General features: G+C 63.2%; 23 protein-coding genes. 7 read left to right on the top strand and 16 right to left on the bottom strand.

What is annotated here, in order from left to right; translation table 11 throughout:
• Positions 1-105 precede the first annotated feature (105 nt).
• Positions 106-1,803: a hypothetical protein gene (locus tag ACR9YP_RS38645; protein WP_438104989.1), complete on the top strand. Its 1,698-nt coding sequence runs from the start codon at positions 106-108 to the stop codon at positions 1,801-1,803.
• 32 nt (positions 1,804-1,835) lie between these two features.
• On the opposite strand, the gene ACR9YP_RS38640 is transcribed toward ACR9YP_RS38645, so the two are convergent.
• The 6 genes from ACR9YP_RS38640 to acs form a co-directional block, all read right to left on the bottom strand.
• A complete protein-coding gene (locus ACR9YP_RS38640; RefSeq protein WP_474218535.1) occupies positions 1,836-2,246 on the bottom strand; it encodes a DUF2304 family protein in 411 nt (136 codons plus the stop codon).
• A complete protein-coding gene (locus ACR9YP_RS38635) occupies positions 2,243-2,932 on the bottom strand; it encodes a glycosyltransferase family 2 protein (protein ID WP_370986226.1) in 690 nt (229 codons plus the stop codon). The genes ACR9YP_RS38640 and ACR9YP_RS38635 overlap by 4 nt, the downstream gene beginning before the upstream one ends.
• A gap of 6 nt (positions 2,933-2,938) precedes the next feature.
• Positions 2,939-3,307: a DMT family transporter gene (locus ACR9YP_RS38630; protein WP_438104982.1), complete on the bottom strand. Its 369-nt coding sequence runs from the start codon at positions 3,305-3,307 to the stop codon at positions 2,939-2,941.
• A complete protein-coding gene (locus ACR9YP_RS38625; protein WP_370986508.1) occupies positions 3,304-4,191 on the bottom strand; it encodes a class I SAM-dependent methyltransferase in 888 nt (295 codons plus the stop codon). The genes ACR9YP_RS38630 and ACR9YP_RS38625 overlap by 4 nt, the downstream gene beginning before the upstream one ends.
• Before the next feature lie 516 nt (positions 4,192-4,707).
• Positions 4,708-4,965, bottom strand: coding sequence for a hypothetical protein (locus ACR9YP_RS38620; RefSeq protein WP_438104980.1), 258 nt, complete (start codon positions 4,963-4,965; stop codon positions 4,708-4,710).
• A gap of 58 nt (positions 4,966-5,023) precedes the next feature.
• Positions 5,024-7,051, bottom strand: coding sequence for an acetate--CoA ligase (gene acs / locus ACR9YP_RS38615; protein ID WP_474218534.1), 2,028 nt, complete (start codon positions 7,049-7,051; stop codon positions 5,024-5,026).
• A gap of 817 nt (positions 7,052-7,868) precedes the next feature.
• Between acs and ACR9YP_RS38610 the strand changes: the two genes are divergently transcribed.
• The gene (locus tag ACR9YP_RS38610) at positions 7,869-8,165 is read left to right on the top strand and encodes a hypothetical protein (protein ID WP_027575249.1); all 297 of its coding nucleotides are present in this window, start codon (positions 7,869-7,871) and stop codon (positions 8,163-8,165) included.
• Positions 8,166-8,206: 41 nt separating this feature from the next.
• On the opposite strand, the gene groL is transcribed toward ACR9YP_RS38610, so the two are convergent.
• The 6 genes from groL to ACR9YP_RS38580 form a co-directional block, all read right to left on the bottom strand.
• Entirely contained in the window at positions 8,207-9,832 is a 1,626-nt protein-coding gene (gene groL / locus ACR9YP_RS38605; protein WP_438104975.1) for a chaperonin GroEL, read from the bottom strand.
• 350 nt (positions 9,833-10,182) lie between these two features.
• Positions 10,183-10,509 (bottom strand): hypothetical protein, encoded by a 327-nt coding sequence (locus tag ACR9YP_RS38600; protein WP_438104974.1) that lies wholly within the window; start codon positions 10,507-10,509, stop codon positions 10,183-10,185.
• A gap of 316 nt (positions 10,510-10,825) precedes the next feature.
• Positions 10,826-11,851, bottom strand: coding sequence for an alpha/beta hydrolase (locus tag ACR9YP_RS38595; RefSeq protein ID WP_438104972.1), 1,026 nt, complete (start codon positions 11,849-11,851; stop codon positions 10,826-10,828).
• Between the two features lie 127 nt (positions 11,852-11,978).
• On the bottom strand, positions 11,979-12,410 hold the full coding sequence (locus tag ACR9YP_RS38590) for a hypothetical protein (RefSeq protein WP_474218533.1): 432 nt from the start codon (positions 12,408-12,410) through the stop codon (positions 11,979-11,981).
• Positions 12,411-12,447: 37 nt separating this feature from the next.
• A complete protein-coding gene (locus ACR9YP_RS38585) occupies positions 12,448-12,744 on the bottom strand; it encodes a HigA family addiction module antitoxin (protein ID WP_438104969.1) in 297 nt (98 codons plus the stop codon).
• 40 nt (positions 12,745-12,784) lie between these two features.
• Complete coding sequence (locus ACR9YP_RS38580) at positions 12,785-13,069, bottom strand: type II toxin-antitoxin system RelE/ParE family toxin (protein ID WP_091896996.1); 285 nt, start codon at positions 13,067-13,069, stop codon at positions 12,785-12,787.
• Between the two features lie 1,054 nt (positions 13,070-14,123).
• Here ACR9YP_RS38580 and ltrA point away from each other — a divergent pair.
• The 3 genes from ltrA (at position 14,124) to ACR9YP_RS38565 (ending at position 19,101) form a co-directional block, all read left to right on the top strand.
• Positions 14,124-15,479: a group II intron reverse transcriptase/maturase gene (gene ltrA, locus ACR9YP_RS38575; RefSeq protein ID WP_474217289.1), complete on the top strand. Its 1,356-nt coding sequence runs from the start codon at positions 14,124-14,126 to the stop codon at positions 15,477-15,479.
• A 1,201-nt stretch (positions 15,480-16,680) separates the two neighbouring features.
• On the top strand, positions 16,681-18,171 hold the full coding sequence (locus ACR9YP_RS38570) for an amidohydrolase family protein (protein WP_438104967.1): 1,491 nt from the start codon (positions 16,681-16,683) through the stop codon (positions 18,169-18,171).
• Positions 18,172-18,174: 3 nt separating this feature from the next.
• Positions 18,175-19,101, top strand: coding sequence for a CobW family GTP-binding protein (locus ACR9YP_RS38565; protein ID WP_438104965.1), 927 nt, complete (start codon positions 18,175-18,177; stop codon positions 19,099-19,101).
• A 16-nt stretch (positions 19,102-19,117) separates the two neighbouring features.
• Here the strand turns inward: ACR9YP_RS38565 and ACR9YP_RS38560 are convergent, their stop codons facing one another.
• On the bottom strand, positions 19,118-19,489 hold the full coding sequence (locus tag ACR9YP_RS38560; RefSeq protein WP_438104963.1) for a hypothetical protein: 372 nt from the start codon (positions 19,487-19,489) through the stop codon (positions 19,118-19,120).
• A gap of 102 nt (positions 19,490-19,591) precedes the next feature.
• Positions 19,592-19,969: a tautomerase family protein gene (locus ACR9YP_RS38555; protein ID WP_438104961.1), complete on the bottom strand. Its 378-nt coding sequence runs from the start codon at positions 19,967-19,969 to the stop codon at positions 19,592-19,594.
• Positions 19,970-20,142: 173 nt separating this feature from the next.
• Here ACR9YP_RS38555 and ACR9YP_RS38550 point away from each other — a divergent pair, with 173 nt between their 5' ends.
• Positions 20,143-20,742, top strand: a complete 600-nt coding sequence (locus ACR9YP_RS38550) for a TetR/AcrR family transcriptional regulator (RefSeq protein WP_438104960.1) — start codon at positions 20,143-20,145, stop codon at positions 20,740-20,742.
• Positions 20,743-20,987: 245 nt separating this feature from the next.
• Here the strand turns inward: ACR9YP_RS38550 and ACR9YP_RS38545 are convergent, their stop codons facing one another.
• On the bottom strand, positions 20,988-21,461 hold the full coding sequence (locus tag ACR9YP_RS38545; protein WP_438104959.1) for a hypothetical protein: 474 nt from the start codon (positions 21,459-21,461) through the stop codon (positions 20,988-20,990).
• 11 nt (positions 21,462-21,472) lie between these two features.
• A complete protein-coding gene (locus tag ACR9YP_RS38540) occupies positions 21,473-21,973 on the bottom strand; it encodes a hypothetical protein (protein WP_438104958.1) in 501 nt (166 codons plus the stop codon).
• A 358-nt stretch (positions 21,974-22,331) separates the two neighbouring features.
• On the opposite strand from ACR9YP_RS38540, the gene ACR9YP_RS38535 reads away from it, so the two are divergent.
• Positions 22,332-24,014 (top strand): methyl-accepting chemotaxis protein, encoded by a 1,683-nt coding sequence (locus tag ACR9YP_RS38535; RefSeq protein ID WP_438104956.1) that lies wholly within the window; start codon positions 22,332-22,334, stop codon positions 24,012-24,014.
• The last annotated feature ends 147 nt before the right edge of the window (positions 24,015-24,161 follow it).

The raw sequence follows: 24,161 nt of genomic DNA, 5'->3' as shown, positions 1-24,161 counted from the left end.
GTTGAGCGGGATGTCGCCTGGTGTGATGCGGGCGCAAGCAGAACCGTTCGCGTCCTGATCCGCCGCTTGAATTCCTCGTGCAGCGGCTCGATCACAGGACAATGCATGGCGCTTGAGCGGGTGGATGGCGACGTTTCTGGGTTTGCGAGGCCGAAACTCGGCCTCGCATTCGCTGCTCGCCATGCCGAGACGTTGCTTGTGCTCCTTGTGCTGGGCGTGGCCTTGATCATCGGGCTTGTGACCACCGCGGATTACGGGCTGTCCACCGACGAATTCAACACCGACGAGTACGGCCCCAAGGCACTTGCCTGGTACACGAGCGCGTTTGCGGACCGGTCTCAGTTCGAGACGGTCGAAGAGTATCTTTGGATGTATGGACCGTGGTTTCAGGTGCTCGTCGCGGCCGTGCAGTCGCTTGATCTCGCGAGCCCGATCACGGTCCGGCACGCGATGACCTTCCTGTTCGGCCTCGTTGGGCTCGCCGCTGTCGTGCTGATGGCACGGCTCACCGTCGGGCGCTGGGCTGGGTTGACGGTGCTCACCCTGTGCCTGCTGACCGGCTACCTGTACGGCAACCTGTTCTTTGCCCCGATCGACGTGCCGTTCCTGTTCGCCATGAGCTGGTCGACGCTCGCGATCGTCCTGATGGTGCGGCAGGAGGTGCCGAGCTGGCCTCTGACCCTCGCGACGGGCCTTGCCACCGGCCTCGCCATCGCGACGCGCACCGGCGGGGTGATCACGCACGCCTACCTCGTCGGCGGCATGAGCCTGTGCGCGCTCGAGGCGCTGCTGCGCCATGGCCGCGCGGGCTATGGCCAATTGCGCCAGATCGCCTTGCATACGTTGCTCGTCATCGTCATCGCCTGGCTGACGGCGATTGCGCTCTGGCCGTGGTTGCAGATTGGAAATCCGCTCATACAATTCCTCGAGGCCTATCGGCACTTTGGTACGCTCGACACCTCGTTCGAATTCCAGAACTGGGGCCGGCTCACGTTCACCGATAACGTGCCCGCCTGGTACATCCCCGGACAGCTCCTGGCGCGTCTGCCCGAGGGCTTTTTGGCGTTGCTGTTGCTCGGCATGGCGGTCTGGATCGGTGCTGCAGCGTCGTGGACCCGCGCCACCCTCGGCGCCCTGCGCCGGTCTGGCGTCGTGGGACTGCGACCGGTCGCGGCCGAGCTCGCAGGATCGCGCGCGGTGCTGGTCGTCAGTGTGGCGGCGTTCGGGCCTATCGCAGTGCTCATCCTGCAGGGCTCGACGCTCTATGACGGTGTCCGCCATGTATTGTTCGTGATCCCAATGCTCGCCATCGTGGCCGCGCGCGGGCTCACGAGCCTCTTGCCCTTCTTGCGACGCCTCCCGATTGTGCCCGTGGCCCTTGGGGGCGCGCACACGGCTGCCATCGTGGTGACGCTCGTCATCCTACATCCGCTCGAATATATCGCGATGAACAGTCTGGCAGGCGGCGTCGCCGGCGCTTACGGCCGTTTCGACCTCGACTATTGGAGCATGGCGGCTCCCGAGGCGCTGCGCCGCCTCGAGGATCGAATTGACGCCGAAGGCCGGTTCGCGGGCGATCCACCGCGCGTGCTCCTCTGCCTGGCCTGGCGCGAGCAACTCGCAGGCGTGATGTTCCGACGCAACTGGATTGCCGAAACACATGTGGAAGAGGCCGACTACCTGATCGCCACCGAGCGCTGGCCTTGTGCCGACGGCACGACGGCCGTACTGGTTGACGAGGTCACGCGATTTGGCCGCCCGTTCGCCAAGATCTACGCCAATCATCGCGGGCTCGATGAGTGACGTCAAGTTCCGGTGCGACTTGGCAATGGCATCTACTTCTTCGCCTGCGACTCGATCGGGGGCGCCTCGGCCTTTCGACCCAACATGACCGGGCGACGTTTTCGCGGAGGGACTGCCTCACGCCGTCGCTCCCTGGCGCGATCGATCGCCACGGCGCGCGCCAACCGCGTGATCATGTCGAGCTGGAGCCGCAGCTTGAGATGCAAGTTGAGCATGATGAGCAGGCTGATCACGACCCAGATATAGACGATCAGGTCGGAGCCGCGGCCGATTCCCACGAGAGCCGCAAGTGCTGTAGCGTGTTCCTGCACCCAGACGAAGTAGAGGCCGGCGAGCGCAGCGCCGCTCGCAAGAAGGCCGATGATCGGCACCGTCCGATGCGCCGACCAGGCGTAAACCAGAACCAACATCAGAAGGGCCGTCAGCAACAGCTGCGCGATCATCGGTAGAGCCTCCGTGCAAACAGATCGATCAGGATGGTCAGCGCATCGGTGATGCGTTGACCCTTGCCCAGCGAATAGGCGCTGTACTCGATATTTACTGGCACTTCGACAAAGCGCAGGCGGCTCTGCGCGATCTGGTGCAGGATCTCGGACGCGTGCGCCATTCGGTTCTGTCGCAAGAAGATCGCGCGGGCGCCGCGCGCGGTCATCGCCCGTAGGCCATTGTGGGTATCGGTGACCGGCAGCCCGGTGCTCGCGCGCGTGAACCAGAGCGCGGCGCTGAGTAGGATGCGGCGCGACATCGGCAGATTTGCGGTCGCACCGATGAGAAAGCGGCTGCCGAGCGCGAAATCGATGCCGGGCTGCTCGATCGCCGCGAGCAGCGCGGCGATGGCCGCGGGGGAATGCTGGCCGTCGGCGTCGAACGTGACGAGCGCATCCGCACGCTGCTCGAGGGCGTAGTCGATGCCGGTCTGCAGCGCGGCGCCCTGTCCGAGGTTGATCGGATGCCGGACGACGACCGCGCCTGCGAGCAACGCGACGTCGCCGGTGCGGTCGCCGGAGCCGTCATCGACTACGACGACGGCGTATCCCGCGCGGCGAATGCCGGACACGACGCTGCCGACCACCGGCGCTTCATTGTACGCCGCGACAACGACCCAGGGATTGCGAATCCGGCCGTTCATGTCTCATCAACCCACAACAAGCACAAGACCGCAGGCGATCACCGCGATTCCGACCAGAAGGCGCGCCGACAGCGGCTCGGCGAACACCAGCGCGCCGAGGACGGGCGTTACCGCAAACGCGACGGCCACGAACGGATACGCGCGCGACAGCGGCGTGAATGTCAAAAGCCAGACCCACAGGACGGACAGCGCCGCATAGAGCGCGATGGCGCCGATAAACGGTGCGTCCTGCAATAGCAGCAGCGCACGCGCCGACAACGGATGGCCGTTGCCGAGGCGCAGCGCGGCGGCCTTGAACAGGAGTTGGCCCGCCGCCATGCCGGCCGCGTAGGTGAGGAGCAATGCGATCTGGCCGAAGTTGAGGCGCTCTGTCATGGGAGGCTCGTATCAGGATATGGGGGCGCCTTGCTCAAGACCACGCGCATCGCGTCGAACAGGTTCACCGGAATGGCGAACCGGTTGCCGCTCGGGCTGGCCGCGATCCTGCGGCCGAGCATGCGACCGACCTGGAAGGCGATCAGCGAGAACGGCACGAATTTCCAGGGGTGATCGGAACTCTCGACGCAAAGGCCGACCGAATGGGCCAGAGACGCGATGCTGTCGCGGTTGAAGAACCACAGGTGCTGCGGAGGCGTCATCAGGCGCCAGTGCGCGCCGGTCGAGCGCGCCGCCAAGGAACCGAAGTCTCCGGTCGTCAGCACGATGATTCCGTCCGGCCGGAGATGGTCCGCAAATAGCGCGAGGGCTTCCTGCGGGTCGGGCAGATGCTCGATGACGTCGAGGAGCACTATGACATCCAGGGTGCCAAACGAGTTGAGAGTCGCTTCGCTCAGCAGGCCGCAGACGACGTTCAAGCCGAGATCGCCAGCATGGGCAGCAGCCGCCTCCGCCGGCTCGATGCCGCTCACCTCAAATCCGGCGCGGCGGGCTTCATCGAGAAAAAAGCCGTAGGCGCAACCGATCTCGAGCAGGTAGCCCTGTGGCTTGCGGCGCTGGATGAACTCGACCGTGCGGGCGAACTCGCGCCGTAGCACGGGTTCGGCGCCGCGATAGTCAGCGTAGCCGTCGGACTGACGGCCGGAAAAGTAGCCATCGTCATAATAGGCGAGAGGATCGAAGCTCGATGCCTCGGTGCGTCCCAGTCCGCAGTTACGACATTGAAAGATGTCGCAACCGTTCTTAATGTAAAGAAACCGATGCGGCGTCACCCGACTGCACGCGGGACACTTAAGCGTAAGCGCAGTTCGGTCGTTTCGCATCAGCACATAGGTCCCCCCATGGCGTTTTGTCAGTGCGAAAAACGCCTCCGACGCCGAACTGTTCCGCTCGGCGAACGGCCACGGGGTCGCAGGCTGCCTGGCTGGTAGCTGCGAATAGCTCGAGGATGATCCACACTCTCGCCGGTGCAGCACGGTGAGACGGCGGTCGTCCGAGGGACGATGCCGGAGCTACTGGGCGCCAGCGTCGTCGCGCTGGGGCAGCGTCAGCTGAGGCTGATCTTGAGTAGCTTGGCTGCGTTGTCGCCCAGGATGCCGGCGCGGTGCTCGTCCGTGAGCTCCGGCGTCTTCATGACGTGCTCGATTGGATAGCGCGGTCTAGAATTAGATAGCAATCTCAAGCACATAAGAGATCGTGTTTTTGTTCTGAATGGTGCGCCATTTGTGTCTGGACGCTCGGAATTATCAGGTCGCGTCGCGCCGCAATTGGCTTGCGCTGAAGCGTGCCTGTGACGATCGCCCGCCGGACAGCGCGCTCCGCGCCTCGCAGGAGCAGCACTACTGCGGCTGATATCCTTCAATGCGCGTCAGCAGTTCTTCTTCCAGCACAGCCCGGCGCTTCTTGAGCCACTCAACTTCCGCCTCCTGATCAGCTCTCGCCTCGTAAGCTTTAAGGAGATCAGTGACGCGGCCGTATTGGTGGCAAAGTGCGTCGAAGGTTCCGTCTGTCGTCACTAAGCGGCGCACGACCACTTCATCCTCGGAGAACCTTGCGAGCAACGGCCGGATGCACTCCACGATTTCGTTTGTTTCCATCGCTCTCCTCCGTGTTCTGTCCGACGCATCTCGCGGGACAAGCCACGAAGACCGCGGACTAGGATTTCATCTTTCGAATCTCATCGACGATCTCGGGATTGGCCAGCGTCGAGATGTCGCCCGCATCCTCGTTGTTCGAAATCGCCCCGAGAACGCGGCGCATGATCTTTCCGGAACGGGTCTTCGGCATATCGGGGACGATCACGACACGGCGCGGACGAGCGATCGCCCCGATCTCACGGATCACGGAGTCTTCCACTCGCTTGCGGATGTCCTCGCTGGGGGCGAGCCCAGGCTTCAGCGAGACGTAGAGATCGGGGACCTTGCCTTTGATTTCGTCCCTGGCAGGAACCACTGCCGCCTCGGCGATCTCCTCAACAAGCAGGCTCGCGGACTCGATTTCCTTGGTCCCAAGCCTGTGCCCGGCCACGTTGATGACATCGTCGATTCGACCCAGGATGCGATAATAGCCATCGGCCGCTTGTAGAGCGCCGTCGCCGGCCATGTACGGCCAATCGCGCCAGTTGTGGCTCGATCGATCCTTGCAGTAACGCGCGTAGTACTGTTGGACGAAACGATCGGAGTCTTTCCAGATCGTCTGGAACGAGCCCGGCCAGGGGTTCTGGATGCAGATGTTTCCGGCACGGCCAGAGCGCGGTGGAATCTCGGCGCCTGCCTCGTCGTAGATGATCGGGTGAATGCCCGGCACTCCCGGCCCCGCGCTTCCCGGCTTCATCGGGTTCAGCGCCGGAATCGTGCTGCACAGAAAACCGCCATTCTCCGTTTGCCACCAGGTGTCGACGATGACCGCCTCGCCCTTGCCAACGACGTCGTGGTACCACTTCCAGACGGCCGGTTCGATGGGTTCGCCCACGGTGGTCATATGCTTGAAGTGGTGGTTGTACTTTGGCGGCTCTTCCGGCCCGGCGCGCCGAAGCGCCCGTATTGCTGTCGGCGAGGTATGAAAGATATTGACGTCGAGCTCTTCGGCGATGCGCCACGGGCGCCCCGCGTCAGGATAGGTAGGAAGCCCTTCATACACCACCGACGAGGCGGCGAGCGCCAGCGGCCCATAGACGATGTAGGAGTGACCCGTGATCCAGCCAATGTCGGCCATGCACCAGTAGACATCCTCCGGATGGATGTCCTGAATGTATTTCGACGTTCCCGCGACGTAGGATAGGTATCCACCGGTAGAGTGCTGACATCCCTTTGGCCTCCCGGTGGTGCCGCTGGTGTACATCAGGAACAGCGGATCTTCCGCGGGCATTTCCACGGGGTCGACCCGGCGCCGCCGATAGCCCGACAACATCTCGTTCATGACGAAATCGCGGCCCTCAACCAATGGCGTCTTGCTTGAGTATCGCCCAGGGTATCTCTGCCACACGAGCACCTTCTCGACCTTGGCGCCTTCCTTCTCCGCCTCGCTGACTGCGACGTCGGCTTTCTCCTTGTGATCGAGAAGCTGGCCGCCACGGTGATAGGCATCCATCGTGATCAACACACGGCTTTCGGAATCGACGATGCGATCTGCCGTGGCCTTCCCGCTGAAGCCGCTGAAGACTTGCGAGTGAATGATCCCGAGCCTGGCGCAGGCCAGCATCGTGATCGGAAGCTCCGGCACCATGGGCATGTGCAACGTCACCCGGTCGCCTTTCTTGAGACCACAGCCGTCTTGCAACAATGCCGCGACCTCGTTCACGCGCACATAGAGCTCCTGGTAGGTGACGTGCTGGATCGCTTCGTGCTCCGGCTCGGGGACGAAGTGAATCGCCGTCTTGTTCTTGTACTTGGCGAGATGGCGATCGACGCAGTTGTAACTGGCGTTGATCCTGCCGCCGACGAACCATCGCCAGAACGGCGGATTGCTCGTATCAAGCGTGATGTCCCAGGGCCGGTACCAATGAAGGAGATCGGCGTACTCCTTGAAGCAGTCCGGGACGTTATCGAGACTGAATCGATCAAAGACCGTTTTGTCAGTCAGGTTGGCCTGCGCGAGAAATCTCTCCGGCGGGTTGATATAATTCTCTTCCTGCCAGTGGACCGCGATCTCGGCTTCCGACACTTCTGCTGTTCCTTGTGACATACGCTGTCTCCCAAGCTATCGCGTAGCCTCGAAATCACACGGGCCGCAGGGTGCTCTCGCGCAGGCGGGCGCTGGCGGCGCCCGCAGCGCGAGGCCGTTTCAAGAATGCATGTCTCAGAAATTCGATCATCCGGCACTCCCTATGCCGTGGCGGGAGCGCAATTCACGCTCAACGTCCAGCGGGAGCGTTACGAGCTGGCAACGAGTTTAGATCGTTTCAGTCAACCTGGCGAGGCTTGCTCCCTCTCTCCTCGCACATATGAGGTGGCGCCTATTGCAATGCAGCGCCCTCAATGCCTCAGTTGGTGCGGCGCAGCAGTGAACCGCAGCGCATCACAGTGCGGTGCAGGATTGTATCGGTATTTCCACTACATAAGAGTTCGCGGTTTTGTTCTGAGCGGCGCGCCATTGCCTTTGCTCTGCTGGCAAGACCAGGTTGCGGTACCGCAGCCAGCCTGATGCCCCCCCGCAATAACTTCGACTGGCCGATAGCGCGAAAGGCCCGGTAAAGGCCTGGTCGTCATCGCCGACGGGCCTTCGAAAACAAGGCGACCTCTTGGGATCAGGACACGCGGCGCACAGCTCTCGACGACACTGCCGATAGGCTGCTGCCGTCCGGTTCGCCGAAGCGCAGGTGCGGTCGTGTCGCAGATTGAGCGTGTCGAAGACGATGCCGCCCCCTTTCTCTGAACAATCGCAACCGTGCAGTCGAGCCAGCTCGCTCTTATGTATCTATCGATACGCACCAGCACGACGGTTGCCGCGGCCTTGTTCACGGCATAGGTGCTGATGAAACCAACGACCAGGGAGTTGATCGATGAGGTCCTTTCTGCTGCTGACGGCCAGTGGTCCGTTGCTGGTCCTCACGTCCCACGGAACGCTGCACGATCCGAAGTTCCTGGGCAGGCTCAAAGCCAAGGGAATCGGCAAGTTTGTCGCCTTCGATGTGCCGCTTGATCTCGCGAAGGAGCGCTATGGCGGCCATTTCCACGCGGTCGAGAGCGATTTGCACGAAACAGACGACTTGAGGGTCCTCGATTTCAATGGCCAGCGGATCTTTCAGCTGTTTCGTTTCGACGAACTCGGTGCCGCAGTATTGCAAGAGCAAGCCTGATGCAGGCTTGATCGCGCCCGGAAGGGAGCGGCTGGTTGCCGTCAGAAATCCATTGGCGGCATGCCCGGCGCATGCGTCTCGGCCTTCTTCGGCTTTTCGGCGACCAGCGCTTCCGTCGTGATCAGGAGCGCGGCGATGGAGGAGGCATCCTGCAACGCGGTACGCACGACCTTGGCGGGGTCGATCACGCCGGCCTTCACCATGTCCTGATATTCGCCGGTTGCAGCATTGAACCCCCAATTGTAGTTGTCGTTCTCAAGCACCTTGTTGACGACCAGCGAGCCCTCTTCACCCGCGTTCTCCGCGATCTGGCATGCTGGCATCCGCAGCGCGCGACGCACGATCTCGACGCCTGCCTTCTGATCGGCATTGGCCGTCCTCATGCCCTTGAGCGCCTTCTGCGCTCGCAGCAGGGCGACGCCGCCGCCGGGAAGGATGCCTTCCTCGACCGCTGCGCGCGTTGCATGATGCGCGTCGTCGACGCGGTCCTTGCGCTCCTTGACCTCGACCTCGGTTGCGCCGCCGACGCGGATCACCGCGACCCCGCCGGCAAGCTTCGCCAAACGCTCCTGGAGTTTCTCGCGGTCGTAGTCAGAGGTGGTCTCCTCGATCTGCACCTTGATCTGCGTCGTGCGCGCTTCAATGTCCTTTTTCGCGCCGGCGCCGTCGACGATGGTCGTGCTCTCCTTATCGACCACGACCTTCTTGGCGCGCCCGAGCATGTCGAGCGTGACATTCTCGAGCTTGATGCCGATATCTTCGGAGATCGCGGTGCCGCCGGTCAGGATCGCAATGTCTTCCAACATCGCCTTGCGGCGCTCGCCAAAACCCGGCGCCTTCACCGCGGCGACCTTCAAGCCGCCACGCAGCTTGTTGACCAGGAGCGTTGCGAGCGCTTCGCCTTCGACATCCTCCGCGACGATCAGAAGCGGCTTGCCCGATTGCGCCACCGCCTCCAGGAGCGGAAGCAGGGTCTGCAGTACAGACAGCTTCTTCTCGTGGATCAGCAGATAGACGTCCTCGAGCTCGACGCGCATCTTTTCGGCATTGGTGGCGAAATAGGGCGAGATGTAGCCACGGTCGAACTGCATGCCTTCGACGATTTCGAGCTCGGTGCTGAGGCTCTTTGCCTCTTCCACCGTAATGACGCCCTCATTGCCGACCTTCTTCATGGCCTCGGCGAGGAACTTGCCTATCTCGGCGTCGCCATTTGCCGAGATGGTGGCGACCTGAGCGATCTCCTCGTTAGCCGTCACCTTCCTGGCATGAGACTTCAGGTCATGCACGATCGCGTCCACCGCAAGATCGATGCCGCGCTTGAGGTCCATCGGATTCATGCCTGCGGCGACCGACTTGGCGCCTTCCTTGACAATGGCTTCTGCAAGCACGGTTGCGGTCGTGGTGCCGTCGCCCGCGATATCGCTGGTCCTGGACGCCACCTCGCGCACCATCTGGGCGCCCATGTTCTCGAACCTGTCCTCAAGCTCGATCTCCTTGGCGACGGTGATACCGTCCTTGGTGATACGCGGCGCGCCGAACGATCTTTCGATCACCACATTGCGCCCCTTGGGACCGAGCGTGACCTTGACGGCATTCGCCAGCGTATCAATGCCCCGCAGCATCCGTTCGCGCGCTTCGGTCGCGAATTTCAGATCCTTGGCAACCATGATGCGAACCTCCCTTCGCTCCTCCCCTTAAGCTGAGCAAGCGGTCTCAGGTCGCCTTCAATCAGGAGCCGGCGCCCTTGACCGTCCGTCGGTTACGTCTGGATTATACAGCAATTTCAATTGTATAGGAGTTCGCATTTTTCTGAGTGGCGCGCCATTTCTCGAAACCAACCTTCCTCTGATCCCGATTGATTGTTCCGCCCGCCGGGTGAACCCATGGCATTGGCGGTCAACATCCGGGCCGACAGATCGTATCTGGCGGCGCGAGCGTATCCGGCGGCGCGAGCGTATCCGGCGGCGCGAGTGCCGCATGGGCTCAAGTCCGGCGAGCCATCGATACGGCGCGTCCGTCAGCATCCCCCGGCGATGTCGTTCAAATCCGAGTAGCCCCAGACCTTGTGACTCTTTCCGGCGGGGGTGCGCCAACACTTGCTTACGACTTTGCCTATCACTGTTATGAAATTCAGCGTGACGTTGACCCTGCGCCCGCAGTGGTTGTTGTAATAGACCGTTGTCGTGGCGCTGCCATCGGCCCAGGTGTAATTGGCACGTTTGGCGGATTGCTCCGAGCAGAAGAAGCCGGCGTAATAAGCTGAAGCTGGTGAACCGGACAGGAGGCTCGTCGCAAGAACGATGCTGGCACCGGTCGCCAGCCGTGGGGTCCAGTGGGCATGCACGTGTTTCCTCTAATTTCTCCCCAGCCTCATTACCCGCCACGCGAGAGGAACTTGCCGCGTTCAACTCGATTCCTCCGGCTGTAACCTGCCAGCGAACCGAAAGGTCCCGCCGCTTCGATCGCGACACGATGGCGCAGGGGGCGGTCCTGCTCCGCCGGGATCGTCTTCTCAGCGCGTGTTGTCCGCGCGGCGCGTCTCCCATGGAGCGGCGCGCTCAGAGAGTTCAATCATTGCCGCCACCGGCCGTTTTGTCGCTTGAAGCCGCAACGGGCGTGCGCAGGAGCAAGCTTTCGCTTCGCTCGGCGCAGGCACTCTCTTACGCGGTCGTGCCGTCGATCGAGCGGCGGATCACCCGCTGCACTTCCGCATTCGACAGAAACAGATCGTGATTGATGATGCCCCAGCCTTCCTGCGAGGCGTCGACCACGCGCACGCCGAGCTGCGCGATGGCAGCCTTCTCGGCGGCGCCGACCCTGGTCATTCCGCCTGCGATCTGTCCCGACAGCGCCAGCGCGCGATCGTTGGTTGAGGCAATCACGGTGATCTTGCCGGTCAGCGGACCGATCCGCTGGATCGACGACGAGAACACGTCCATGTCGATATCAGGCGAGGCAAACACCACCGCGCCGATCTTGCTCGTGACGGTGTCGCCATATCGGGCATAGAGCTGACGCAGGCTTTCGAGCGTCAGCATGGTTCCCATGCTGTGCGCAACGATGTGCACGCGGCCGCCGGTTGGCGCCGACACGAGCGCGGAGAGCACGCGTTCGAAAGCGTCGCGGGACCACATCGCGCTGTCGCGGTCATAGGCATAGTCGAACAGTCCGGCCTTGGAAGGCCAGGAGAACACCATGGTCCGGCCGCGGAACTTGATCCCATCGGAGAGATGGGCGGCATCCAGCACCGCCGTCTCGAATGTCTGTTTGAAGCCGTGCACATAGATCAACACGTCCCCTGCGCCGGCCTGCGCAGCGAGATCGCCGGCCTCGGCCGACACCGGTTCGATCCGATCAAGGCGCCAATCGCCAAGTCCAACCGAGGCGAGGGAAAGACGGCTCTCGTCCGGCGCCACCAGCTTCGCTCGCGCGACCGTCATGCTCGTCGCGCGGTCCGGTCCGAACCAGGGTTTGGTGCGACCGCCGTTCACGGGCTTGCGCGTGGTGGTGACAAGCAATGTGGGGTCAACGGAGAGAGACGACGCGTCGAAGCGCGCGCCGGTCGCACCCAAGCCGGCGCATCCGCCGAGCGCGAGGGCACTCCCTGCCGACACAAGTCCGCCGAGGAGAGCGCGGCGCGAAACAGAACGACCGGAGTCGCGTTGCAGAAGACGTCGGACGATCACACGGAACCTTTGGGAACTTTGCCCACCGTAACGCCGCCCCGCCTAGCTCCCTGAATGACAATGGGGGCAAGAAGACGGCGGAGTAGCGTCGCGGTTGCGTAGACATAGTGTCCGAACGAGCGCCAGGTCAGTCGATGATTTCGATCGAATGTAGCGTGCACCAATCGCGCAACGCCTGCTTCGTCGCCTCATTCTCGTAGGCATGCCAGCGATCGATCGCGCGGCGTCTGGCGAGCAAGGACTTGAATTTCGGATAGGCGCCCCGCTTGCTGAAGAAATAGCGGACATCGTCGAAATCATCCGGCAGGAACTCGCGGACGAAAGCCAGCACCAGGGGCTTGCCGAGGCCGAGATCTCGTTTGTCCGGGAGCGCGAGAAATTTCTCCTCGTCGTCGATGTCATCAGGCAGTTCGTCGTTGAACTCTGCTGCGTCCATGAAATCTGTTTGATAATAGATCTTCCCGGTCTGCCTGCAGACGAAGGCGCGGAATTCCCCCATGTCGCCGTTGGTGTTGGCGAACTCGAAGGCTGTGGTGATGTCTTGGAACTTCACAGGCATTGGCTTTGGTCGCTATATCATCGCAACTGCAGCACTCTCAAACCGCCTCGTAAGCCGCGATCTTTTTGATCTGAGGTGCGAGCACGTCCTCCGCCGTTTCGAGGTCGAAGCGGGTCTGAATGTTCATCCAGAACGCGGCGCCTGTCTTGAAGAACTTTCCCAGCCGCAGCGCGGTATCGGCGGTGACGGGTTTTTCTTCGCGCGCAATGCGTTCGATCCGGGTGCGCGGCACGTTCAGAGCGGCCGCGACCGCGTAGGGCGTCAGCTTGAGCGGAACGAGAAATTCTTCACGCAGGATTTCGCCGGGATGAATCGGCGGAAGTTTCCTTGCCATCTGCGAACTCCTTTTGGCTAGCCACAATCGGCCTGTCGGACTAATGATAGTCCATGATCTCGACATCTTCGGGGCCCGCGTCCGTCCATCTGAACACGATCCGCCATTGATCGTTGATGCGAATCGAGTACTTCCCCGCCAGCTTCCCCTTGAGAGCTTCGAGGCGGTTGCCGGGAGGTGATCTCAGGGCGTCGAGAAAGTCGGCAGCGTCCACCATGATGAGTTTTCGGCGGGCGATCTTTGCGAGGTCCGCCGGAAAACCTTTCGGAATCGTGCGGCCCTTAAGGATCGGCTCGGCGAACTTCCCCTTGAAGCTCTGGATCATGTCAATACGTATCTTGTCGGGATACGTAATTCAAGGCCTTCGTATCTCGTTGGGATACTAAGGGCAGTTGCCGCGCTCCGCGGAAGCTGGCCGAAAGGATCGGCTCGGCTCTCAGGCGAAACACCACTGTCAAGTCGCTCTGTCAAAAATATTCCACTTTACCGAAATTCGGATTTGTCGTATGTGTCGACCCATCCCAGTCCACCATAGGGGCGGTCGTACGTCGTCACGAACGCGGGTTGGGGGTTGCGGTGGACGCGGGCGGCGTTAAGGCGGGCTTCGAGCATGCAGGGCGAGATGAACCTCGTGAGCATGGCGCGAACCCGCGAAGACGGACGGCGCCCATGTCCGGCGAAGCCTCTTGGCGAAGCCGGATGGCCTGCGTACGGCGAAACCGTGTGGTCCTGGCCGTCGTTGCTACGGTCAAGCCTTCGCGAAGGCGTCATCGCGTCAACCGGCGCGCTGCCGTGCATTTCGCGGAGGTGAGGGAGGCCAGAAGGAACTCGGCTCCCGGGAGAGCGCGGCATAGGCCGTCAAACCATCGCGCAGGGAAGGCCTGGTTTCGGCTGCCCTGTGTCTCCCCTGTGCATTGCGTGTGCATTCGTTCAGCGCAGGGGTCTTACGGGTGCCAGCCGGCGCCCGGCCTTCCCTGGTGTGCCCGGCATGGGCTTCGACTTGGAGGTGAAAGTCCTTCCGTGAGCTGATCACAGCGAGCGAAGTGAACCGCAGAGTGTCGGACCGCGAGGCCGGCGTGAAGGAAGCGGGGAGCGAAGCTGCGGGCCGACGAACAGAAATCGGATATGAGGCGGAGCCGAGCAGGGCGAGCGGGCCAGGAGCCGCAAAGCCGTTGTGATCAAGGCAGGCGACGTAGATCCGGCGGTCGTGCAGCGAAGGTCGAAGGTCTTACCCGGGGAGATCTCGCTTGCACCTGAAAGGGTGACGAGGGTTGCAAGGCCCTCGGAGCGAGAAGTCAGCAGAGGCCGTAGTAGCGGCTTAAAGCCGTGAAGGGCCGAACGATGGGAAGGGCGAAACGCCCACAAACCTCGGGGGAATTATGCCACAGAAGCCGGAAGCCCCGGACGCACGATCGACCGCTGCGGTGAAGCTGCAGCGGCCGGCCGGGCGCGTGGAAGCGCCCCTGACTGGAAGTGGAGACGAGCGCCCAGGAAGCAGCGATCTGATGGAGAAGGTGTGTGAACGCCAGAACCTTCAGGCCGCACTGAAGCGTGTTCGGCAGAATGCGGGCAGTCCCGGCATCGACGGGATGACGGTGGAGGAGCTACCTAACCATCTGCGCGTGCACTGGCCGCTCCTGCGCGAGAAATTGCTCGCGGGGCAGTACCAGCCGCAGCCAGTGAAGCGGGTGGCGATCCCGAAGCCCGGCGGGGGCGAGCGCGAGCTCGGCATCCCCACCGTGCTCGACCGGTTCATCCAGCAGGCCCTGCTGCAGGTTCTGCAACCGCAGTTCGACCCAACCTTCTCGGATGCAAGCTATGGCTTCCGGCCCGGACGGAGTGCGCACGACGCGGTGCGTCGCGCGCAAGCCTATGTGCAGGAAGGCCGCAGCTTCGTGGTGGATATCGATCTGGAGAAGTTCTTCGACCGGGTCAACCACGACATCCTGATGGGAAGGCTGGCCAAACGGATCGCGGACCGTCGGGTGCTGCGGCTGATCCGCCGCTACCTCAATGCGGGCGTGCTCGCAGACGGGGTGGTGATCGAGCGGGGTGAGGGGACGCCGCAAGGCGGTCCGCTGTCTCCGCTATTGGCCAACGTGCTGTTGGACGAAATCGACAAGGAGCTGGAGCGGCGCGGGCATGCCTTCGTCCGCTACGCCGACGATCTGAACGTCTACGTTCGGACGCAGCGTTCGGGCGAGCGGGTGATGACCTCACTGCGCGAGCTGTTCGGGAAGCTGAAGCTCCGCGTCAACGAAACCAAGAGCAAGGTACGACGCGCCACGGCATCGAAGTTCCTCGGCTTCTCCTTTTGGGTGGCTGCGGGACGGACGATCAGGCGGCGCGTCGCACCACAGGCCATCGAACGCATGAAAGAGCGCGTGCGCGACATGACCCGGCGCAGTGCCGGACGCAGTCTCGCACAAATGTGCAAGCCGCTCGGCAAGTATCTGACAGGGTGGAAGGGGTACTTCCGCCTTGCAGAGACGCCCGGCGTCTTTGCCGACATCGACGGGTGGATCCGGCATCGTCTGCGGGCGGTTCAGCTCAAGCACTGGAAGAACGGGCATGTCGTCTACCGCGAATTGATCGCGCGCGGCGTACATCCCGACGAAGCCAGGCGAGTGGCCATCAACAGACGGCGCTGGTGGCGCACCTCGAAGGTGGCGCTCAACAAAGCGTTGCCAAATGAACGCTTCAGACGGCTGGGAGTCCCCTCCCTCGCAAGCTAACCTCAACCCATCGAACCGCCCGGTGCGGACCCGCATGCCGGGTGGTGTGGCAGGGGACGTGGAGCCAAACTCCACGCCTCTATGCCGATCGCCCTTTCATTGAGAGGGTGTGAAAGGACAGCATCACTCGGGCAAAACCTGCCGCGAGGACGCGGGCGTATGCCAATCAAGACTCCGATGAGGATACATGAACTTACCGCTCCCAATGCCACGGGTCGGGAGGAAAATCATGCAAAGCCGCAACCGGGCAGAGGCGGACCGCGGGCGAATGCACGCGCTATCCAGACCACCATCGGCTCATGCGACAACTCGGAGGGCCACGAACCGGAACGATGTCGGCGCGAGCCTTGGGAGAGCGCAGAAGGTGGTCCGCGATCTGTCGGCGAAACAGTCACCATTAGGCAAGCGCGCTGTCGGACGCGCGAAGGCTTCCGGACGCGCTTGAAAAATGTATACTACCACTGGTGGCTTCGGCGATTTCGCCTGATCGTCATTATTGTACACTCCCTTTCAATCCGGAGAAATTTCAAGTGTCGCGCGCAAGGCCGCCGTCAGCAATCGCTAGGGTGAGAAATAGCCTACGACCTTTCTATAATCTGCGTCAGGAACAGACTTATCGGTCGCGTGCGGCGCCTAGTTTTTGGAAGCAGATTCAGGCTGTCAGGCAAGAAGCGGGAAGAAGCGATTATTCCGAAATTCTCAGCATTGCTGAGGATATCCGCCAGGGCTGCCGAGGCGTTGCTGCTCGAACTGCTAAGAGGAACCTAGCTTTGGCATCGGCGTGCCGCCGAGGGGCCCTCATCGCGTCAACCGGCGCGCTGCCGTGCATTTCGCGGAGGTGAGGGAGGCCAGAAGGAACTCGGCTCCCGGGAGAGCGTGGCATAGGCCGTCAAACCATCGCGCAGGGAAGGCCTGGTTTCGGCTGCCCTGTGTCTCCCCTGTGCATTGCGTGTGCATTCGTTCAGCGCAGGGGTCTTATGGGTGCCAGCCGGCGCCCGGCCTTCCCTGCGCCCTTTCTTTCGAGAGGGTGGTGAAGAGTAGAGCACAGCTCGGGCAAAACATGCCGCGAGGCTGCAAGCGCGCGTCTGCGATTGGCCTGCCAAATGATCTTCCGTGTGAGCATGATGCATCGGCCGCAGTGGAGGTGGTCGTTGCCCCCGGAATCTGCCTTGATGCGATCTCAGCGCGGAGGAGTTTTGATATGAGCGGCTTGGTGATCTCTGGCGGCCGGGTGGTGGATCCCGCCAGCGGAATGGACGCCATCGGCGACGTGGCGGTGGTGGACGGCAAGATCGCCGCGGTCGGCTCCTCGCTCGGCGGCGCCGAGCGGGTGATCGACGCCACCGGCCTTGTGGTCGCGCCCGGCTTCATCGATCTGCATGCACATGGCCAGTCGCTCCCGGCCGACCGCATGCAGGCGTTCGACGGCGTGACAACGACGCTCGATCTCGAGGCCGGGGTGCTGCCGGTCGCATCCTGGTATGAACGCCAGGCCAGGAAGGGGCGAGTGCTGAACTACGGCGCCGCCGCCAACTGGGCGTTTGCGCGCATCGGCGCGATGACGGGCTCCAATGCGGAGAGTTCGCTGGAGGCGTTCGGCAATGCCATGCGCGACCGCCGCTGGATCGAGAACGTCGCGACCGATGCGGAGGTCGCCGGCATCCTCGAGCGCCTTTCGCGCGGCCTCAACGAAGGCGGCATCGGCATCGGCATTTTGAACGCCTACGCTCCGGGCGCCGGCGTGCAGGAGCTGACCGCGGTCTGCCAGCTCGCTGCGGCCAAGGACGTGCCGACCTTCACCCATGTCGCCTTCATGTCGCGCATCGATCCCGAGAGCGCGGTTGAAGCCTATATCCGCCTGATCGGCTATGCCGGGGCCACCGGCGCGCACATGCACATCTGCCATTTCAACTCGTCGAGCAAGACCGACATCGAGCGCTGCCGCGTGCTGGTCGAGAAGGCGCAGGCGCAGGGCCTGCCTATCACGGTCGAGGCCTATCCTTACGGCACGGGCTCGACCGTGCTGGCCGCCGCCTTCTTCAGCGATCCCGAGTTCGTCGACCGCAATGGCACCGGCTACGATTCGGTGCAGCGGGTGACCGACGGTCATCGCTTCCGCGACCGCGAGGAGCTGCTCAAGGCGCAGGCCGAAGAGCCGTCCTCGCTGGTGCTCTGGCACATCCTCGACACCGAGAACAACGCGCATCACCGCGACCTGCTCGACATGTCGGTGCTCTATCCCGGCGGTGCGATCGCGTCCGACGCGATGCCGTGGACGTTGCCCGACGGCTCGACCTACACCGGCGATGCCTGGCCGTTGCCGAATGACGCCACCTCGCATCCGCGCTCGGCGGGCTGCTTCACGAAGTTCATCCGCGAATGGGTGCGCGAGCGCAAGACCGTGTCACTGCTCGAAGGCGTGCGCAAATGCGCGCTGATCCCGGCGGAGATCTTGTCGCAGAGCACGCCCGCGATGCGCGCCAAGGGCCGGCTCGATAGGGGCGCCGATGCCGACATCGTCGTGTTCGATTACGAGAGGCTCTCGGACCGCGCGACCTTCACGGCGATGAACCGTCCCTCAGAGGGCGTGCGGCATCTAATCGTCAGCGGCCAGGTGCTGATCAGTGACGGCGTGCTTGACGTGGCGGCGCGGCCCGGCCGCCCCGTTCGCCGGCCTGTTGTCGAGAGCTGACTCATGCCGGTCCCCATTCTCCTGGTGACGGGCTTTCTGGGGGCGGGCAAGACCACGGTCGTGAACCGTCTGCTGGCGCACGCGGACGGGCGACGCATCGCCGCCGTGGTCAACGATTTCGGCGCGATCAATATCGATGCGGAGCTGATCGCCGGTGCCAGCGACGGCGTGGTCAGCCTCGCCAATGGCTGCATCTGCTGCTCGCTCGAAGGCGATCTCTTGCGTACGCTCTCGACGCTGCTGCGGCGTGATCCCAAGCCGGACTACATCGTCATCGAAACCAGCGGCGTCGCCGATCCCGCCGACATCGTGCGCAATCTCATGGACCCGGTGATCCTGCGCGAAGCGCCGCTCGAAACCGTGCTCTGCGTGCTCGATGCGACAGCACCGCACGCGGCCCTGGAGGATGCGCTCCAGCGGTCGCAGTTGCGGGTCGCCGATATCGTGGCGCTGAGCAAGCTGGATCTCGCGGATGAAGGCGCGGGGTTACGGATGCGCGAGGCGATCCGCGCCCAGCGCGTCCCTGCCGTGGTGGTCGATGCGACCCACGGCGAGATTCCTGCCGCGCTGCTGTTCCCTGCCAATGTCGACCGCGCGCCCGCGTCGCGCGAGGTAGCGCCGCGACGGCCGGCGGAAGAGCGCTTCGAGACGCTGAGCTGGACATCGGACCAGCCCATCTCGTTGCCCCGCTTGCAGCAGGCCATCAGCCGCCTTGCGCCAAAGCTCGCGCGCGCCAAAGGCCTGTTCGAGACGGTCGAGCAGCCCGGCCGCCAGGTGGTGTTTCAGTTCGCCGCCGGCCGCGCCACGCTGGCGCCGGGCGATGCGCCGACGCCGGGCGCGGCGCGGACGCGGATCGTCTTCATCGCCGAGCTCGGCGTCCTCTCCAAGGCGGAGCTCGATGAAATTATGGAGGCGTGCGTTGCGGGGTGAAGCTCTTAAGCCGAAGTCACTCCCCCTCCGGCTCGATCGGCTTCTCAGTAGCCTCTTCCGCATGGACCGGGGGCGCGCCATGCGCGCCGCGCAGCCGGATCATGGTGTCGATCACGTCCACCTCGATCTTCAGCACGTCGAGATTGTGCGTCATCTCGCGGACCTCCTGGCCCTTGCGCGCCAGTTCCTCCGACACGTCGACCGCCATCTTGCGTTCGGTCACGTTGCCTTGCGTGTTGACGAACAGCTTTGCGCGCATCCATTCGAGTCGTGCCCGCTGGGTGTCGCGCTCGAACTTTTTCTCCGCGTAGCGACGCCGCGCCTCCGCATAGGCGCCAATCAGCGCCGTTTCCGGCAAGCTCCACAATTGCTCGATCGACATGGTCATGCCGTTCAGGTCCCGGGTTCGGCTCGGCGGAGTCTTCCTCCGCAGCCTATCAGACCCTTCCGGCCGGCAATTCTCAAGAGGGCGTCGGCAGATCCGGCAAACTCACGCGAATTGTGCGATTCCGTTTCCGACGGACCAGTTCTCCTTGGGCGCATCGAGCACGTTCACGAAAACGTCCTCGGGGCGGATGCCGGGATTTTCGCCGAGCAGGTCCGCGATCCGGCGATACAGCGCCGTCTTCTGCTCGGCGGTGCGCGAGGCGAACACGGTGATCTGGATCAGCACGGCGTCATCGCTGCGCTCGACGCCGTAGGCGTTGCCGCAGCGGAAGTTCGCGGGCTCGAGCTCACTGATGGTCATGAATTGGTCGCCCTCGGGCACGTTCAGCGCCTCGCGCATGGCGCGGTAGAGGCCGTCGAGGATCGCCTGCCGGTAGGCTTCCGGCTTGCCGGCGCGCATCGAGATGTGGAGCAGAGGCATCGGGATTCCCCTTTTGCTTTCCGGCGCGACCGCCTGCTTGCGGGCCGGTCCAGGGACGAAGCGGGCGATCGACCCCGATCTGTTTTTGACGTAGTGTCAAAAAAGCACGTTCTTGACATCATGTCAAATACTGCCGGTTCATTCAGGACCCGGCAGTCCAGGAGGATCGCCATTTGAGACCGCGCGAGTTCGACCACGACGACGTCCTGCGCATCGCGTTCGACCAGTTCTGGCGCAAGGGTGTGCGCGGCACGTCGCTGTCGGACATCGCGCGTGACACCGGCGTCCAGCGCGGCAGCCTCTACAATGCGTTCGGCAGCAAGGAGGCGCTGTTCCTCCAGGCCTATGAGCGCTATTCGGGCGATTATCTCGTCGCCCTGCAAAAGGCGCTCGGCGCGGGCTCATTGCGCAAACGCCTCACCGCGTTCTTCGACCTGACCATCAGCAACTTCCGCTCGGGCTCTCCGCCGCGGGGATGTCCGACCACGCGTGGCTTGATGGAGCTCGGCGCGGCCGAAGACGAAGGGCTGGATGAAGAGGCGCGTCAAGCTTTTGCAAGCCTTGTCTCGCGCATCACTGCTCTGGTCCAGGACACGTTGTTGGCCGGCGCCGAACGTGGCGAGTTCAGTGGCAACCCCGCCACCGCAGCCCTACACATCGTCACGATGACGCGTGGACTCGCCGTGCTTGAACGCGCGTTCGGCGACGAGCCGCAATTGCGCAAGATCGCCGCCCACACGATCGACCTCGTGCTGGGCAAGAAGGGCGCCTAAAGCATGATCCGGAAAAGTGCGCAGCGGTTTTCCGAAAAGATCATGCTCAAACAACAACCTAAAGCGCGATGACGATTTCATCCTAATCTCATCGCGCTTTGGGTGGACATGCGAGAAACAACGATCCCAGCGATGATCGCGCTGGGATCGTCTGGAGGTTTCATGGAAGGCGTCGAGCTCCGCCTCTCCACGGCGATGTTGATACCGCAAGGCTGCTGCGGATGCGGCTAGAACCCGTCAAAGTTTCAGCACAGCGCAAGCGCGTTGACCGCGCGTGTCGCGGCATCCTCCTTGCCGGAGCCGACGAACTGGCAAACCATGGACTCGAGCTCGCCCGGCTGCTTGCGGCGGGCGACGGCGAGCAACCGCATCAGCTCCGTCTCGTCCTTCGACAGACGCCGGCAGGACGGCGGCATGAAGCACAGCTCGCATGGCCGGCCGCTGCGCAGGATCCTGACCAGCGCGGCAGCCCGCGCCACCAGCAACGCGCTGTCGGCAATATCAGGAGTCTCGTCGGCGAAGCGGTAGGCTGCTTCCCAGCAATCGGATGCGCCGGTCGCATAGGCCGCCTCGATGAAGCGGAACAACGACAGCGCGACGCGCGAAAACTGATCGTAGCTCTCGAGGTTTCGTGGCGTCGAAAGTACGGCCTGGAGCGGACAGAGCCGCGATTGGCCCGCCTTCGGGACTGGCACGGAGCCGCTCGCGTCCTGCATCATCGACGATCCCATCAGTGCAGCGTGGGACTGCCCACAAACCAGCTTTTCATGGCCATCGTCCGATCAGGCTCGAATGAGCGGACGTGCCGGTCGGGCAGAATGAGGCCCGCCATGCGGAAGATCGTTGCAAGCCCGCACACCGGCGCCAGCGCCCAATCGGCCCCGACCGGCGGCAGCCAGCACTCGAACTGCTCGCGCGCGACGTCGATGCGTTCCTGCTGGGCCGCGGCAATCGCCCGCAGGATTCCGTGCTCGCTGTCGGACATACGCGGGCAGGTGGGGCAGTGCACTTCGATCGCCGTATGCGCCGTGCACGCGAAGATCTCGATGATGGATTCCAGCGAGGGCACGGCATCGCCGACGCGAAAATGGTCGTACACCTGCTTGATATCGGCCGCGGTCGGGACAGCGCCTCCGCTGCGTGCCTTGGCCCGAAATCCCCAGATGAAGAGCCGCTCCGCCGCGCTCAGCGCGGGAAGGTCGAGGGACCCGGTGTATGTCGATTGATGCATTGAGGTTCCGGCTTTCGGCTGCGCTCACGCCACGGTTGGTGTTGATGATCTGCGCCGATCGTTCTGCCAGAGCCCTCTGCAAGTCAACGCTTGGAGGGGCGATATCGAGGTCTTCTAGATCTAAAGAGCCTTCTCTGGCCTTGTCTCGAACTATTCCAATGCAGGGAAGCGCCGACGCATTCCAACCCTCTCCAGCGACGTCCATGACGGCGGGGATCGAGGACGCAGGTGGCCGCCGGATGAATGGCGCCCCATCCTTAAGCGGTTCTACGGGCTCTGGGGAATCCAATGCTTAAAGCTTTGCTAAGGGGAACGGGATAAACAGACATATCAGCCCTTCCAATTCTTGCGAGCACCGATGGTTTTCTCCCGCATCAGTTTCAAGCTGGTCCTGATTGTCGGCATCAGCCTCCTCGGCATGGTCGCGCTGGCGCCGATCGCGCTGTCGACCCTGCGCGCGCAGATGATCGCTGACCGCCAGGCCAAGACGCAGCACATGGTCGATGTCGGCTACGGCATCCTGGCGCATTACCAGAAGCTCGAGAGCGAAGGAAAACTCTCGCGCGAGCAGGCCCAGGCGGGTGCAATGGGCGAAATCAAGAGCCTGCGCTACGACAAGGTCGAGTATTTCTGGATCAACGACATGGCCCCCAAAATGGTCATGCACCCGATCAAGCCCGAACTCGACGGCAAGGACCTTTCCGGGATGAAGGATCCCGCCGGCAACGCGCTGTTCATGGGCTTCGTTGACGTCGTCAACAAGCATGGCGCGGGCTTCTACGGCTACCTCTGGCCGAAGCCCGGTTTCGACCAGCCGGTCGGGAAAATCTCCTATGTGAAGGGCTTTGCGCCCTGGGGCTGGATCATCGGCACCGGCATCTATCTCGACGACGTCGACGCTGCCTTCCGCCAGAATGCGATGACGTTCGGCTATATATGCCTCGCTGTGCTGATCCTGGTTCTCGGCGCCTCCTTCCTGATCGGGCGAAGCGTCACCCGGCCGCTGACCAGGATCACCGCGCTGACCGAGCGCCTCGCCGCCGGCGATAGCGCGTTCGACGTGCCCCACACCGATCGCCGCGACGAGATTGGCGGGCTCGCCAAGGCGCTCGCGGTGTTCAAGGACAATGCGTCGGCGGTCAGCCGGATGCATGCCGAGCAGCAGGAGCTGAAGCAGAAGGCCGACGACGAGAAGCGCAGGGCGATGGCCGATCTCGCCGGCAAGTTCGAGGCAAGCGTTCAGGCCGTCGTCCGCGACGTCTTCAACGAGGCGCGCGCGATGCAGCAGGCCGCGCAGGGCATGTCGGAGACCGCGAACAAGGCGACCGACCGTGCAAGCTTCGTCGCCACCGCCTGCCAGCAGGCCTCGAGCAACGTGCAGACGGTCGCCTCCGCCGCCGGCGAGCTGTCGTCCTCGATCACCGAAATCAGCCAGCGCGTGGCGCAGGCTGCCAGCGTGGCGGACAAGGCCGCCGCTGACGGTCAGCGCACCAACGACACCGTGCAGGGGCTGGCCGCGGCCGCGCACAAGATCGGTGAGGTCATCGACCTCATCAACCAGATCGCCTCGCAGACCAATCTGCTCGCGCTCAATGCCACCATCGAGGCGGCGCGGGCGGGCGAAGCCGGCAAGGGCTTTGCAGTGGTCGCGAGCGAAGTGAAATCGCTGGCGAGCCAGACCGCGAAGGCGACCGACGAGATCGGCGCGCAGATCACCGCGATCCAGGCCGAGACCAACGAGGTCGTCGGCAACATCGAGAGCATCCGCGCCACCATCATGGAGGTCAACGAGATCTCCTCGTCGATCGCCGCCGCGGTCGAGGAGCAGGGCGCCGCGACGCAGGCGATCGCGCGCAACGTACAGGAGGCGGCCTCCGGCACCGACCAGGTCTCGCAAAACATCTCCGGCGTCACCGATGCCACGGCCGAAACCGGCCAGGCCGCCGGCCTCGTACTGCAATCGAGCGGCCGGCTGACGCAGAAGCTGCAATCGCTCGAAGACGAGGTCGGCGCCTTCGTTGCGGGCGTGCGGGCGGCCTGATCGTCGCCGATCTGTCTGCCGTGACGTGGATTATTCGCCTCGTCACGGCGCGTGCTGCGGATCGAAATTCCGGCCTGCGGGAGCGGTCATCGTGACCGGTCTTCTCGCTCTTGACGGCTGCGGTTAAAGTGAAGAAGCAGGATCATC

It is taken from the genome of Bradyrhizobium sp. BR14999 (genome assembly GCF_056106085.1).
This window is presented reverse-complemented; position numbering and strand designations above follow the sequence as displayed.

Excerpts from the sequence above, each read along its gene's own strand:
- groL (WP_438104975.1), bottom strand. The coding sequence starts at position 9,832 with ATGGTTGCCAAGGATCTGAAATTCGCGACCGAAGCGCGCGAACGGATG.
- ACR9YP_RS38570 (WP_438104967.1), top strand. The coding sequence starts at position 16,681 with ATGAGCGGCTTGGTGATCTCTGGCGGCCGGGTGGTGGATCCCGCCAGC.
- ACR9YP_RS38545 (WP_438104959.1), bottom strand. The coding sequence starts at position 21,461 with ATGATGCAGGACGCGAGCGGCTCCGTGCCAGTCCCGAAGGCGGGCCAA.
- ACR9YP_RS38630 (WP_438104982.1), bottom strand. The coding sequence starts at position 3,307 with ATGACAGAGCGCCTCAACTTCGGCCAGATCGCATTGCTCCTCACCTAC.
- ACR9YP_RS38645 (WP_438104989.1), top strand. The coding sequence starts at position 106 with ATGGCGCTTGAGCGGGTGGATGGCGACGTTTCTGGGTTTGCGAGGCCG.
- ACR9YP_RS38590 (WP_474218533.1), bottom strand. The coding sequence starts at position 12,410 with ATGCCTGTGAAGTTCCAAGACATCACCACAGCCTTCGAGTTCGCCAAC.
- ACR9YP_RS38620 (WP_438104980.1), bottom strand. The coding sequence starts at position 4,965 with ATGGAAACAAACGAAATCGTGGAGTGCATCCGGCCGTTGCTCGCAAGG.
- ACR9YP_RS38535 (WP_438104956.1), top strand. The coding sequence starts at position 22,332 with ATGGTTTTCTCCCGCATCAGTTTCAAGCTGGTCCTGATTGTCGGCATC.
- ACR9YP_RS38625 (WP_370986508.1), bottom strand. The coding sequence starts at position 4,191 with ATGCGAAACGACCGAACTGCGCTTACGCTTAAGTGTCCCGCGTGCAGT.
- ACR9YP_RS38555 (WP_438104961.1), bottom strand. The coding sequence starts at position 19,969 with ATGCCTCTGCTCCACATCTCGATGCGCGCCGGCAAGCCGGAAGCCTAC.
- ACR9YP_RS38540 (WP_438104958.1), bottom strand. The coding sequence starts at position 21,973 with ATGCATCAATCGACATACACCGGGTCCCTCGACCTTCCCGCGCTGAGC.
- ltrA (WP_474217289.1), top strand. The coding sequence starts at position 14,124 with ATGCCACAGAAGCCGGAAGCCCCGGACGCACGATCGACCGCTGCGGTG.
- ACR9YP_RS38560 (WP_438104963.1), bottom strand. The coding sequence starts at position 19,489 with ATGACCATGTCGATCGAGCAATTGTGGAGCTTGCCGGAAACGGCGCTG.
- ACR9YP_RS38635 (WP_370986226.1), bottom strand. The coding sequence starts at position 2,932 with ATGAACGGCCGGATTCGCAATCCCTGGGTCGTTGTCGCGGCGTACAAT.
- ACR9YP_RS38580 (WP_091896996.1), bottom strand. The coding sequence starts at position 13,069 with ATGATCCAGAGCTTCAAGGGGAAGTTCGCCGAGCCGATCCTTAAGGGC.
- acs (WP_474218534.1), bottom strand. The coding sequence starts at position 7,051 with ATGTCACAAGGAACAGCAGAAGTGTCGGAAGCCGAGATCGCGGTCCAC.
- ACR9YP_RS38565 (WP_438104965.1), top strand. The coding sequence starts at position 18,175 with ATGCCGGTCCCCATTCTCCTGGTGACGGGCTTTCTGGGGGCGGGCAAG.
- ACR9YP_RS38610 (WP_027575249.1), top strand. The coding sequence starts at position 7,869 with ATGAGGTCCTTTCTGCTGCTGACGGCCAGTGGTCCGTTGCTGGTCCTC.
- ACR9YP_RS38640 (WP_474218535.1), bottom strand. The coding sequence starts at position 2,246 with ATGATCGCGCAGCTGTTGCTGACGGCCCTTCTGATGTTGGTTCTGGTT.
- ACR9YP_RS38585 (WP_438104969.1), bottom strand. The coding sequence starts at position 12,744 with ATGGCAAGGAAACTTCCGCCGATTCATCCCGGCGAAATCCTGCGTGAA.